This window comes from Nonomuraea typhae (genome assembly GCF_009760925.1).
Lineage (GTDB): Bacteria > Actinomycetota > Actinomycetes > Streptosporangiales > Streptosporangiaceae > Nonomuraea > Nonomuraea typhae.
Window position 1 is genome coordinate 295,159 of record NZ_VRLV01000010.1, and the last position, 12,829, is coordinate 307,987.

At 69.2% G+C, this 12,829-nt stretch carries 11 protein-coding genes; 2 read left to right on the forward strand and 9 right to left on the reverse strand.

From position 1 onward, the window contains the following. Nucleotides 1–4 precede the first annotated feature (4 nt). Genes FVE25_RS34440 through FVE25_RS34460 form a run of 5 tightly spaced genes read right to left on the reverse strand, consistent with a single transcriptional unit; the run spans nucleotide 5 to nucleotide 5,178 of the window. Nucleotides 5–520, reverse strand: coding sequence for a hypothetical protein (locus FVE25_RS34440; protein WP_157251322.1), 516 nt, complete (start codon nucleotides 518–520; stop codon nucleotides 5–7). Beyond that, nucleotides 517–1,539 (reverse strand): serine/threonine-protein kinase, encoded by a 1,023-nt coding sequence (locus FVE25_RS34445; protein WP_157251323.1) that lies wholly within the window; start codon nucleotides 1,537–1,539, stop codon nucleotides 517–519. The genes FVE25_RS34440 and FVE25_RS34445 overlap by 4 nt, the downstream gene beginning before the upstream one ends. Beyond that, nucleotides 1,539–2,213 (reverse strand): PP2C family protein-serine/threonine phosphatase, encoded by a 675-nt coding sequence (locus FVE25_RS34450; RefSeq protein ID WP_157251324.1) that lies wholly within the window; start codon nucleotides 2,211–2,213, stop codon nucleotides 1,539–1,541. The genes FVE25_RS34445 and FVE25_RS34450 overlap by 1 nt, the downstream gene beginning before the upstream one ends. Continuing rightward, nucleotides 2,210–2,929: an FHA domain-containing protein gene (locus tag FVE25_RS34455; protein WP_181019796.1), complete on the reverse strand. Its 720-nt coding sequence runs from the start codon at nucleotides 2,927–2,929 to the stop codon at nucleotides 2,210–2,212. The genes FVE25_RS34450 and FVE25_RS34455 overlap by 4 nt, the downstream gene beginning before the upstream one ends. A gap of 47 nt (nucleotides 2,930–2,976) precedes the next feature. Next, nucleotides 2,977–5,178: a septum formation family protein gene (locus FVE25_RS34460; RefSeq protein WP_157251326.1), complete on the reverse strand. Its 2,202-nt coding sequence runs from the start codon at nucleotides 5,176–5,178 to the stop codon at nucleotides 2,977–2,979. A 466-nt stretch (nucleotides 5,179–5,644) separates the two neighbouring features. Between FVE25_RS34460 and FVE25_RS34465 the strand changes: the two genes are divergently transcribed. Beyond that, nucleotides 5,645–6,226 carry a hypothetical protein gene (locus FVE25_RS34465; RefSeq protein WP_157251327.1) on the forward strand — a complete coding sequence of 194 codons (582 nt, stop codon included), beginning with the start codon at nucleotides 5,645–5,647 and terminating at the stop codon, nucleotides 6,224–6,226. A 16-nt stretch (nucleotides 6,227–6,242) separates the two neighbouring features. Here FVE25_RS34465 and FVE25_RS34470 read toward each other — a convergent pair whose 3' ends face one another. Beyond that, entirely contained in the window at nucleotides 6,243–9,350 is a 3,108-nt protein-coding gene (locus tag FVE25_RS34470; protein WP_157251328.1) for a bifunctional cytochrome P450/NADPH--P450 reductase, read from the reverse strand. A gap of 31 nt (nucleotides 9,351–9,381) precedes the next feature. On the opposite strand from FVE25_RS34470, the gene FVE25_RS34475 reads away from it, so the two are divergent. Then, nucleotides 9,382–9,945, forward strand: coding sequence for a TetR/AcrR family transcriptional regulator (locus FVE25_RS34475; RefSeq protein ID WP_181019797.1), 564 nt, complete (start codon nucleotides 9,382–9,384; stop codon nucleotides 9,943–9,945). Here FVE25_RS34475 and FVE25_RS34480 read toward each other — a convergent pair. From FVE25_RS34480 to FVE25_RS34490, 3 genes are read right to left on the reverse strand one after another with little or no spacing between them, the layout of a single operon-like run. After that, entirely contained in the window at nucleotides 9,920–10,222 is a 303-nt protein-coding gene (locus tag FVE25_RS34480; RefSeq protein WP_157251330.1) for a hypothetical protein, read from the reverse strand. The genes FVE25_RS34475 and FVE25_RS34480 overlap by 26 nt on opposite strands. A 4-nt stretch (nucleotides 10,223–10,226) precedes the next feature. Continuing rightward, nucleotides 10,227–10,796, reverse strand: a complete 570-nt coding sequence (locus tag FVE25_RS34485; protein ID WP_157251331.1) for a DOMON domain-containing protein — start codon at nucleotides 10,794–10,796, stop codon at nucleotides 10,227–10,229. After that, the gene (locus FVE25_RS34490; protein WP_157251332.1) at nucleotides 10,793–12,784 is read right to left on the reverse strand and encodes a DUF6571 family protein; all 1,992 of its coding nucleotides are present in this window, start codon (nucleotides 12,782–12,784) and stop codon (nucleotides 10,793–10,795) included. Before FVE25_RS34490 ends, FVE25_RS34485 begins: the two co-directional genes overlap by 4 nt. Nucleotides 12,785–12,829: the final 45 nt, after the last annotated feature.

A 12,829-nucleotide genomic window follows, 5' to 3' on the forward strand; every position in this document is an offset into this window, starting at 1 on the left:
GCTCTCACTGACGCTCGGTGGCGGGTGGGTGGGCGGGACGACCGACGATCACCTGTCCCATCTGGATGCGCCGGTCGTGAAGGTAGATCGAGGGCCGTACGGTCTCCAGCACGGTCTCGGTCGTCAGCGCCGGATCGTCCTCGAAGACCAGGACCTCCAGGGAGCGGCCGGGGTGGAAGGCGTCGCCGTCGTGGTCCTGCACGACCAGCCCGGCCTCGGCGAACGCCTCGCCTGAGTTGCGCAGGTAGCGGCCCGCCTGTTTGGCCTCCTGGGTCGGCCGGCGGCCGTCGGCTCGCGGCTGGGACAGCTTCCGGCGCGCGCTCCACAGGTTCGTCACGGCGTCCGCGAGCGCCTTCTCGCCAAGGTGGCTCAGCGCGTCGTCGGCGGTGTCCAGCCCGGCGAGCATGCTCTGCAGAGTGGCGCGCCGCCCGCCGTCCCAGCCGGGCGGGCCGATGCGGAAGGCCCGATGGTGGCGGCGCTGCCGCAGCTCCGCCCGTACCCAGGCCGTCAGCCCGTTCACATGATCACCCCTCGGTTCCAGAGTGCGAGTTTGGGCAGATACCGCACGCGCAGCGCGGGATCCAGGTCGATCGCCCCTTGCATGAGCTGGACGGCCTGGGTGAGGTCCGCCTGCCGTACCGCCAGATCCAGCGCTTCCTCGGCCATCCGCAACGCGCGCGACGACTCCTTGGACGGCTTGTGCCGCCGGCGAAGCTCCTCCGCGAGCACCCGGGCGCTGGCCGGACGGTTGCCCGGCTCGAGGTCGAGCATGGCCAGCACGATCCGGTCGAGGTCGGCGTCCACCTCGTCGTTGAACCTGCTCGGCGGCTGCAACGGGCGGTTGAACCGGAGGGCGGAGAACGATGCCATCGGTCCCTGGCCCTCGTAGGGGAAGTGGTTGGTGAGCAGGAGATAGGCGATCGTGCCGACCGACCACACGTCGCTGGCGCGCGAGTAGCCCTGGCGTTGCACCACCTCCGGCGCCATGAACGCGTAGGTGCCCTGCGCGCTGGCCAGCAGCGAGCCCGGGTCGGCCCGTTTGGCCAGGCCGAAGTCGCTGATGCAGGTCCGCAGCCGCTTGCCGTCGACGCCGTAGAGCACGTTCGCCAGGGTCAGGTCTCGGTGCAGGATCGGCGGAGACTGGTCGTGCGCGACCGTGAGCCCGCCCGCGATCTGCTCGATGACGTCCACCGCGAGGTCCACGGGCACGCCGGAGCGGTATCCGGCCAGCAGCCCCTCCAGGCTGCCGCCCTGGACGTATTCCATCGTGAAGAAGCCGCGCAGGCCGTCCGCGGTCTGAACGGTGTTCGCGTCGAAGACCCGGACGATGTTCGGATGCCCGAGCGTGGACAGCAGTTGCGCCTCGCCCAGCATCCTGCCCGTCTCCTCCAGCGAGGCGACCCTTTTGAACAGCTTCAGCGCCTGCAGGCCGAAGTACTCGTGACGGACCCGGTGCACCTCGGCGAACGCGCCCTCCCCGAGCAGCCGATCGATGACGAGCGTGTCGGTGACCCGATCGCCGGGAGACAGCAGCGCCATCACACGCCCTTCCCGCCGCCGTAGTCCACGGCGATCAGCGAGAGATCGTCGATCACCCCGCCCGCGACCGCGGCGCCCTCCAGGCGCCTGCTCACCTCGGCGACGTCGTCCGTGGAGCTGAGCAGGTCCGCCAGCGTGACGTCGTCGACCCGGCTGTTGAGGCCGTCGGTGCACAGCAGGAGCCGGTCTCCCGCCCGCAGGTCGTGCACGGACACCTCCGGGGTGGCGAGGCCGGGCATGCCGACGTATCGGGTGAGCCGCCCCTCGTGGCTGTGGTCGTCGGTGAGGCGGCGCAGAACACCGTCGCGGGCGAGGTAGATCCGGCTGTCACCGAGGTGGACGGTCAAGGCGCGGTCGCCGCGGAGCAGCAGCAGCGCGATGGCAGCTCCCGTCGTGCCCTGGCCGAGCCGGGCGGTCCGCCGTACGCGCTCATTGAGGTCCGCGGCGACCGCCGAGACCTCCGCCGTGACCTCGGGCACGGTCAGGGTGGTGACGCGAGCGTGCACGTGCGCGGGGAACTCGTCGACGACCACCTGCGCGGTGGCGGCCGCGTCGGCGAGACCGCCGATGCCGTCGGCCACGATGAACGTGCCCTGCGCGGCGTCGGCGGCGAGGCGGTCCTGGTTCTCCGCGTGCAACCGGCCCTGCCGGGTGCGGGTGGCGTATGTGATCACGATCGTCCTCCTGCCAGGTGGACGTTGAGGCGATAGCCGATGCCGGTCACCGTTTCCAGGACGCGCGGCGACGACGGGTCCGCCTCGACGCGGAGGCGCACGGCGCGGACGACCCCGGCGAGGTCCGCCCGGGTGTAGGAGCGGTGCGCGGGCCACTCCTCGGGCGCTCCCCACAGCGCGGTGATCAGCTCGGCGTGGTCGCAGGCCACCGCCGCGCCGCTCTGGCTGCGGCCGGCCATGTACCGCAGCAGCTGGTGGCCCTGCGGGCGGAGTCCGGTGATCAGCACGTCGCCGTCGGCGTCGCACCGGTACGCCCGGGCGGCGACCCAGTCGTACCTCAGGCACGGCCCGGCCGGAAGGACGTCGACCGGTGACTCGAACGGCGCGGGCTGCGTGGTGTGCGGGTCGAGGAACGTCAGCTCCCAGTACTGCGGCTCCCCGTCGGAGGTCATGTCGCCGAGGATGAGGAACACGTCGCCGTGCTGGAGCCGTTTGCGCCCCTGAAGCCGCTCGGTGCACGTGCCGTGGCGCAGCAGGGTGCCGTTGACGCTGGCGTTGTCGGTCACGGACCAGATGCCGTCGGCCAGGTCCAGAGTGCAGTGCGACCGTCCGACCCAGCGCTGCGGATCCGGTTCGAGCACGATGCCGGGATCGTGCTCGGGGGCGCGACGGCCGACGGTGACCGGCCCGGTTCCCAGGCGGACGCCGTGCGTCACGCCGCTCGGGGAGCAGATGCGTAAGGTTGCTGATCTCTCCGGCACGGCTAACCCCTCATCGGCTTGTTGTCGGTCCGGTAGATCAGGCAGGTCGCATATCGAGGCTCCTTCGTGCCGGTGAAAAAGCTCTTGCTGGGCCACACGGTGTGGACGGTGCGAGAAGCGGTGTGCCGTGACTTGCCCAATCGCAGGCAAGCCGCCTCCGCCTTGGCGAGGACTCTTTTCTGGCCCGGCCATTTCGTGCCGCGCTTGTACAGCACGGGATAGCCGAGAATCCTGGCCCAGTGCGCCTGTGAGCAAAGGACGATGGAGAGATAGAACACCGTCCTCTTGAAGTCTTTCTTGGTCCGCACGCAACTCCCTACAGGCGCGTTGGCCCAGATCACATGCGACGACAGTTCCATCCGGGTCGCGACGTCGTCCGGCAGCGGCCCTTTGAGCCGAATCACCCGTCCGGACGTCAGCAGAGCGTTGTCGGCGCGGTGCACGATGCAGGTCGCATGCTTTCCGCCGGATTTCCAGAACGCGTAGTCCGGATACAGGTACGCGAACTCATAGCTCGCGGGCAGTTGCTGGTAGTCGAGCATCCGGCCGCAGTGGAATCGCGACAACGCGATGGCCTGGTCATGGCCGGGGTAGTCCGCGGTCCGGCTCAAGCCGGGATAGCCCAGGACCTCGCCCCAGTGCGGCTCGTCACAGGGCACGGTCGGTACGCCCGGCTTCTTTTCGAAGTCGTCCCAGCCCTGCTTGGTCGCGAGGCACGTCCCGGCCGGCGCGTTGTCCTTGCTGCTATAGGCCGACAGCATCGCGAGCTCGGGCGGCTGCTTGGTCTTCTCAAGGGTCGCGGTCACGGTGGCTGTAGGAGTCACGACCGGGGGTGTGGGCGCCGAGGCCACGCTCATGTCGATCATCCACACGACGACCAGGATCACCGCCACGGCGAAGGCGATGATCACCCCCCAGCGGATCCGGCGTGCCCGCACCGGAGAAGGCGACCACGCCGGCCGAGAGGGGGCCCGCCTGGGCCGGCGGGTCGCGGTCTTGCCCGCGTTGCCCGTGCGCCAGACCAGCGGCCCGTCCCAGGTGTCCGCCTGGTCGAGCAGTTCCGCCAGGGCGCCCGATCCGGCGCCGTCACCGGCCTGCGCGAGAAGCTGGCGCAGCACCGACTTCGCCGCGCGGCTCTGCCCCGCCGCCACCAGTTGCTTGACCTGGTTCCCGACCTGGTCCAGCGCCTTGACGAGCTGGTCCAGCTCGGCGAGGTTCCTTCCGAGGAGCTGACGCAGCGTGCCGTCGTCGGTGACGCCCTGGGCCAGGGTGAGCCACTCGCGGGCGGCCGCGTCGTCCAGCACCCCGGATGCGCAGATCACGCTGTGGGCGCTGTTGTTGATCGCGGTGGCGGCATCGTCGCGCGCGTTGGCGACGCGGTGGTGCTGGCCGCGCGGGAAAAGGCCGTCCAGGCGGTTCAGCAGGGGCAGGACCGAGTTCTGCACCGCTGTCACGGTCTTGTACGGGTCACCGGCGTCGACCGCCTGCTTGAGCTGGGCCTGAAGGGTCTCGAACAGCGGCGCCGCGATGCTCTCGAACTCGTCGTCGAGCACGCTGGACGGCACCGGCCAGGCACGCGCGGCCTCGGCCAGCCGCGCCGGATCGTCCGCGGAGGCGGCCAGCTCCACCAGCGGCTTCACCAGAAAGGCAGCCAGCTCGGGACGCAGCAGGTCGACCGCAGAATCGTCGAGGCGCCGGTCGTCCAGCCTCTGGATGCGGTGCCGTACATGATCCCAGAAGGCGGCGCGGCGCAGGAGAGCCGCCCACTGCCGCCCGGCCTCGCCCCAGAGGCGGGCGAGCTCGCGCTGCTGGGCCGCGTCCGGGGCGGTGAGCTGGGCCTCCCGGTCGAGTGCGGCGCTGTGCGCACGGACGGCGGCGTCATGATCCAGATGCAGCGACCGGGTGCACGAACAGGTGGTATCGGGCGCGTCCCAGTGCCAGAACAGTTCGTGGACCAGCCGCCGCGGGGCGTCGCGGATCCGGTCGAAGGCGACCCGGAACTCGTCCGCGTCCCCGTCCAGATCGGTGTCCGCGCCCGCCGACATCGCGGCGCTGACCCGCTGCTGCCGCCCGCGGACGGTCCCGGCGTCGGCCAGGGTTCCCAGCCCCGTGACGCGGAACGCGTTGCGCCGGTACATCTTCGGACCGGCGATCTCCCAGAGCTCGGCCACCACGGCAGCATTCCGGTCGCTAGATCGTGACATGTCCTCTCCACGCGGATTGAGCAGCTCGGGGTTGTCCGTCGGTTGTCAGCTTCACAAGGCCCCTCGGTGACAGTCCGTAGAAAGCGGATGGAAGCCACATGGACGCCGCCGGAACCACACGGTCAGCACGATCACGCTGTACGGCGGAGCCGCCCCAGCACGACCACTTCAAGACCCAAATTGACAGGTGATCACGCCATATTTCATGATCCCTATCGCTACCCTTAGGCGAAATTCAACTCACCTCGACTACCTCATGTCAATAAACTTCGCGAAATTCACCAACATGCCATTTGTTGTGCGTTTTATCCATTAGATGGCGATTTCGTGCTGCTTGGAGAGACCGGCTATTATGAGCCTCGCTCCTTTGCAGGGGTGCCGGGTTTCAGGATCCGCCCGCCTTTCCGGGACCCGTCCCGGCCCGATCGGTACCCTGGCCCGGTCGATCGAGGATCGGGGGAACTTCGTGAAGGACCATGGGCAGGTCGTCGCCGAGCTGACGGCGGACATCCGGGCGGCGCGGCCCGCGATGACCCGCGTCGCCGCCGGCGTACGGGAACTCCTGGAAACGGGGGCCTGGCAGGAGTTCACCGGCCCAGGGGGCGAGCTCGTGGAGCACGGCGAGCTCGTGGAGTTCGTCACCGCCGACCCGCCCCGCGGCCTGGGAATCACCCCCGGGCTGATGCGCGCCCTCGTGGCGGAGGACCTCGACACGGCGGCCCGGCTGGATCAGGCGCTGCTGGCGGCACCCGCGGTGACCTCCGCGGTGACCTCCGCGCCTCCCGCGGAGGCGCAGGAGGCGCAGGAGGAGACCCCGGCCCGCGAGACGCCCGCGCTGCGCCGCCTGCGGGAGGATGCGCCCGCCCTGCACAGCAGGGTCGTCGCCGGGGAGATGAGCACGAACGCGGCAATGGTCCAGGCTGGCTTCCGCCCCAAGACGATCAGCGTGCCGGTGTCCAGGCCGGAGACCGCGGCGCGGGCGCTGCGTAACAACATGCCCAGGCAGGACCTGGTCGAGCTGGTGAACCTGCTGTCGGCGGAGCTGTGATCCGACCGGGGAAGCGTCAGGCGAAGACGTCCTGCTGATAGCGGCCCTCGGCCTCGAGGGCCGCCAGCCACGTCTCGCCCTCCGCAGCACTAGACCCCGTTTTATCCCGATAGATCGCGATAAATGCCGAGCGTACGGCCGGCGCCATCCGCAGCCCGTCACCACAGACGTACACGTGCGCCCCCTCCCCCAGCAACGCCCACACCCGATCCCCGTCGGCCAGCACCTCGTCCTGAACCAGCCGCCCGTCCCGCGCGGAGAACGCCACCCGGGCGTCGGGCGCCCAGGCCGTCACGTCATCCCGGTACAGCCAGTCGTGATCAGGATGCCGGCACCCGGTGAAGACGGCGCACTCCCCCGAGGCCCCCCGAAGCGCCCGATCCTCCAGAAAGCCCCGCAACGGCGCGAACCCCGTCCCTGGCCCCACCAGGATGACCGGCGTCGAGGGATCGGCCGGCAGCCGGAACGGCGGAGCCGGCACCCGGACGTAGCCGTAGAAGACCTCGCCCGCGCCCAGCCCCGCCAGGTAGGCCGAGCACATGCCCCGATACGCCCCCGCTCCCGACCAGGCCGCCCCCTCCACGAGCCCCACGGTGAGCCGGATCCGCCCGGGCGCGGCCAGCGGCGAGGACGAGGCGGAGTAGTACCGCGGTTTGATCGGCCCGGCCGTTTCCAGGAAGACCTCCAGCGGCAGCGAGATCGCCGGGAACCGCTCCAGCAACGCCAGCACCGAGACCCGTTTGGCCAGAATGTCCTCGGCGTAGTCCCGGGACAGGGAGGAGAGCTGCCGCGTGGTCCAGGGGCACTCGGTGCGGGCGGCCAGCGTCGCCAGATCGCCGCGCGTGGCGACCTGCTGAAGCTCCGCGAAGTCGGTCAGCAGCAGCCCCGCGGTCACCGGCGTGCCGACGGGCAGATAGGTGGCCCCCTGCGCGCGCAGCCGTACCACCTGATCACGCGGCACCCGCAGCGTCCGCAGCGCCCACTCCACCAGCTCGGGGTCGTTCTTGGCGAACACCGCCAGATGATCACCGGCCTCGTAGGTCACGCCTTCCGGCAACTCGGCCACGATCGTGCGGACGCCGGCCCGCGGCGCCTCCTTCGAGAAGTCCCAGAGCCCGTCCGGGTCGCCGGTCAGCTCCTCGTTGGAGACCACCCGGAGAGGGACGGCCCGCTCGGAGACGACCGTCGGCCGCACCTCGGCCTCGGTGAGCACCTCCAGGGAGTACCGCGGCCCGCCGGCGCTGGCGGAGTACTCCCACGCGAGAGCCGCCCAGAGCCCCGCCATCCAGGAGGAGACGTCCCCGTCGAAGTCCCCGTCCGCGTCCGCCTCTCCCCGGTCGACCAGGGGTACGGCTCCCGCCGCCACGAGCTTGTCGAAGGCCCGGCGCGGGAAGTCCTGGTAGGTGGGCCACTGCGTGTTGCCGCAGCCGAGCACCGCCAGCCGTACGCCGGAAAGGTCGGGCAGGTCGGCGAGCGCATCGAAACGCTGGGCGTTGTCCGGGGCCCGCCCGTTGTAGGAGGAGGCGACGACCACGAGCAGGCCCTCCTGAGGCGGCCGGAGGTCGTCCAGAGGGGTGAGGGTGGTGGCGAAACCGGCCTGACCGGCCCGTGCGGCCAGGCGTTCGGCCAGGTCGGAGCAGGTGCCCAGGTTGGAGCCGTAGGCGACCGTGAGGGGGACGCCGGTGACGGCGAGATCCGGCCGCACCTCGGAGGGGGCGCTCTCGACGAGCGCCGCGCCGCGCTCGTGCGGCTTGCGGTCACGGACCCGGACCGTGAAGCCGTCCGGTTTGAGGGTGAGCATCTGCTTGGTCCGCATCTTGTACGCCGTGGGGTCGGCGACGGCGAAGCGGCGCAGGATCATGGCCAGGGCCAGTCTGGCCTCGGTGAGAGCGAACTGGCGGCCGATGCAGGCCCGCTCCCCGTTCCCGAAAGGCTTGTAGGCCGCCTTGTAATGAGATTTCCGGTTCTCCGGCAGCCACCGATCGATGTCGAACTCCTCCGGCCGCTCCCACGCCTTCGGATGCCGGTGCAACGATGGCAGCACGACCACCGCCGGCTGCCCGGCCCGCACCGGGAAGCGGCCGATCGTGGTGTCCGAGAAGGCCGTGACCGAGAACGCCGGGATCGGCGACCACACCCGCAGCGTCTCCTCCAGCACCCGCGCGATCACGTCCAGTTTCATGATCGCCTCGTACGTGGGCGGCTCGTCACCCGGCAGCAGCGCGTCCACCTCGGCGTACGCCCGCGCCAGCGTGTGCGGATCCCGCAGCAGGTTGTACAGCGCGAACGACAGCAGCCCGCTGGTCGTCTCGTGCCCGGCGATGAGGAACGTGATGACCTGGTCGCGGATGTTGGCGTCGCTCAGCCGTTCCCCGGTGCGCGGGTCGGACGCCTCCAGCATGAGCCCGAGCAGGTCCGAGGCCCCGCTCGGCTGCGCGGCACGCCGCCGGATGACCTCCTCGACGAGAGTGCGCATGGTCTGGATGTCCCGCTGGAACGCCTCCTCCCGCTTGCGCAGCATCTTGGTGACCACGGGCGGCTGGCGCAGCCGTACCATCGCCTCGGTCAGCGCCCCGCCCATCGCCTGCAGGAACGGGTGCAGCTCCGGCTGGTCGAAGGAACGGAAGCGATACCCGAAGCCGGTCAGCGAGATCGTGTCCAGGGTCAGCCGGGTCATGTCGTCGGGGACGGGCAGGTCCTCGCCCTGACGACCGGCCCACGACTCGATCAGCTGCTCGGCCACCTCCAGCATCTGCGGAAAGTAGGCCCGCATCGAACGCTGGCTGAAGGCGGGCATGAGGATGCGGTGCGCGTGCCCCCAGGCGGGCTCGTCGTGCCGGGCGGTGAACAACGCGTCGCCGGCCAGGTCGCGCAGGAACGACAGCGGCGGCTCGATGCCCTTGTAGAAGCGGCTCTCGTCACACAGTTCGGCGACCAGATCGGGGTCGTAGACGAACAGGACGTCCTTGCCCAGGAGGGTCAGCTTGAACAGGCCCTCGTCGTAGCGTGCGGCCAGTTCGTCGAAGTAGGCGGCGGGCGAGTGCGCGGGCACCTGCAGCGTGTTGCCGAGCAGCGGCAGGCCGGGCGGCGAGGGGATCATGAGCGCTCCAGACGAGTCAGCCATACACCGTATGGGTGACGCTACCATACGGTGTATGGCAGTTGGTCCGCGAAGGGGCGTCCCCCTCACCCGGGAAGAGATCTACGCCGCCGCGTGGCGGCTCATCGACGCCGGCGGCGTGGAGGCGCTGTCCATGCGCAAGCTCGCCGCCGAGCTGGCCGTCAACCCGATGTCGCTCTACCACCACATCGAGAACAAGACGGCCCTGCTGCACGAGCTCTGCCTCAGGGTCGGCGAGCAGATGGCGCCACCGCCCGACGACGGCTCCCCCTGGCAGGAGCAACTCCTGGCACTGGGACACGTCTACCGCGAGCTCGCCCACGCGCACCCGGCGCTCTGGCAGTACGTGTTCAACCACCCCGAGGTGATGAGCGCCCAACAGGGCGGGCTGTGGGAGGCGCTCGACCGCATCCTGCTCCTGGCCGGAATACCGGAGCACGACCTGCGCACGATCGCGGAGATCCTCAGCGCCTTCGTCAGCGGCTTCATCGTCTCCGAGTCGACCGGCGGCGTCCGACCCGACACCTTCGATCAGGCCGCGGCCCTGCTCATCGGCGCCCTCGAAGCGCACATCAGGGCAGGCCGTACTTCCTCCTGATCGAGGCGGCCTCCTCCTCGGTCACCTCGCTCGGGGTACGGCTCAGCGCCTGACGCAGCTCATCCATGATCGCCTGCCCGGACGTGCGGGCCCGGCTGGCGTACTGGGTGAGCTGGGCCTCGAACTGCTGAGCCGTCTTACCGGTCCAGACCTTGCCGGTGTGGAACAACCGCGAAGGGCGGTCGACGTCGGCGTCGATCTGGTCGATCATGGGGCCGATCGTGAGCATGGCCTGCTGGAGCGCCTCATGCAGCGGATTGCGCACCATTGGGGCCATGGGCTCAGCCCTTCTTCTTCGGGGCGGGGGTCGCGGCGGTGATCAGCTTCGGCGCGATCAGCCTCATGAGGGCCACGACGTCGGCGGCGTTGTCCCGGCCTTTGACGCCTCGCTCCAGCTCGATGATCAGACGGTCATAGCCACGCACCAGCATGGCTGCGGCCCGCGCGGTTCCCGGGCTGCGACCCTGGAAGTAGAAACCGACCCCACCGGGAACGATGTCCGGCAGCCGCGTGGCCCCGGTGCGGATTTGGTCCTCGACCTCTTCTTTCGATCCGGCGGGCGAGAGTGTCACATCCAGAACCTTCGGCTTGTTGCCGATCGGCGAGTAGATGAAGCAACCGCCGCTTCCCCACTCTTCGGTGGTCGTGGGGTCGAAGTCCCCTCTGACCAGCGGGTCTTGCACACCTGTCATCAGTCGAACCGCATCGGCCGGGATGAGGTCACAGAGGTACGGCCCAGCGACCACGGACGGCAACGGCGCCGTGTTCACCGGAGGACTTTCCTGCTGGCACGCCGCCAGGAGCACCGAGATGCTCAGCGCAGCAGCGAGGCCGCCCGCCCGCCTCGTCATTTGTACTCCGAGAATCCCCTGTTGAAGCCCGCTTCCAACTCCCCGCCAACCTTCTCCCATTGTTCTCCGGCGTGGAGGTCGTTGAGCCACGTTTCGTACGCCTGGAGGCGCGGGTGGTTACCGTGGTCATACGGCGCCATCTCTTGCAAGGTCATCAGCGACTTCCCGTCGTCCTTCAGGAAGTTGAAACGCGATTCACGAGGATCGTCTCCCTTATCGGCTCCCGACAGGGAGGCCCAGGGATGTGTATCGGCAGGAGGGTCGGCCTTGCCGAACAACTCATGCTTCAGCATGGCATCGGCGGCCATTTGATCAAGTAAGAACTTCGCCTTCCCCTTGGCCACGTTTGCATCATACGTCGCTCTGTTCGTATTCACGTCGGTCTTGGCCAAGTCTTCGATTGTGCTGCTCCAGCTTCCCACGACCCCGGCTGCTATCTCCCAAGGGGTGGCCTGCGGAATCGCCAGCCCGGAATTCATCAGCGCCATGAATACTTTCATATTCCGCTCTTGCGCGTCATCCAGCTCCTCGCCTTTCTGGATCGCGGCGAGGCCGCTGGAGTCCGTGATCAACCCGAAGCCTGCACCGGCCTCTCTCGCGTTGGCCTTGAGGACTCTGGCGTCCTTTGTGTCGGACATCTGCGCGGCGCCATGGTCCAACAACGTTTTCGCCCATGCTGTCTGCGCCGCCGCGACCACCACCAAGGCTTTCGGATCGCGCTTGAACACGTCTTTCATGATGGCCCGCAGATCCTCCTTCTGGAACTGCGCGCCCCAAACCTGAGCTTCCTTCGGCACGTTCTCGCGGTCAACCACAAATACGGAAGAGTCATCGTGACTCGTCGCGTCGGCGGCACGACTCACGTCGTTGATGTATGCGGCCAGGATGCGAGCCGTTGTCCCCGTGGTCGCGAAAGAAGGCCCTTCCGTACCCGCCAGGATGCGCTGAGCCTCCCAATGGATGAAGTCCGAGGCTATCCGAGCCGAGTTGAACCCCGGCGACGGCTCCGCAGGCGTGCCATCGCGGTCCCGGTACGTCATCGTCGCCGCCTCCAGCGCCTTGCCGAAAGCCGCCCCGCCGTCATACATGGGCCATTCGGTCACATACCGCTTCATCACACTGGGATCCCCGAGGAAGAATTCCTGGGCCGCCCGAGGATGGTTGGCCAGCGCCTTCATCACGCCGATCATCGGATCGTGGGGAACGCCTCCCGCGTAGGGCGCCTTCGACGTCTTGCGGTCCAGGGCTTCGAGAGTCGTGGCCACCGCCACCAGGAAGTCCCGGCTGAACCTCCCGTGCGGAAGCAGTTCGGCCAGCGCATGCTGGCCCACCGGCACGCTGAGCCCCGTGAGCAGGTCCTTCCGCCATGAAGAACCCAGCCGTGAGCTGGCCGCCCCGAGCGCCTTGCCCAGCGCCGCCTGCGCCCGCTGCTTCGTGGCGTCCTTCTTGTACACCAGCGCCGCCATGACCAGGCCGAACCGCTCGGTCCCGAGCGCGTACATGAGCGACGTCGCGAACGTGGCGTCCCCCGCCCGTTTCTCCAGTTGGGCGACGGTCTTCTCGTCCAGCCTGCCGGACCGGCCGAGTTCGTCCAGCTTGACCGCGGCCGCGTACACGTCGGGGTTCCCGGAGGCCCCGCCGTACAGGGCCTCGTCGAGGGGGCGCATTCCGGCGGGTGGCGGTGGGCCCCATTCCGTGCTCACGGCCTGGATCGCGTCGTTGCGGCGGCGCAGTTCCGGGCGTTTGACGCCGATCCAGTTGGCGAGTTCCCGCATCGCGGCCAGCCGGGAGGCGTCCAGGTCGAGGTTCTGCAACGTGCGGCGGATCAGCGGTTCGTTCCTGCCGAGTGTGGCCTCGGCCCGGCCCAGGTCGCGTTCGAAGTCGCCCATCAGCTTGGGATCGATCCCCGAGTATTCCCAGTCGGGCGGCGGCGCGACCGCCGGTGGTGGTTCTGGAGGCGGCTGGGGAGTCGGTGAGGGCGTCGTCACGGCGGATCTCCGGCATGGTCGACAACAGCCGGATCTTCCCACAAC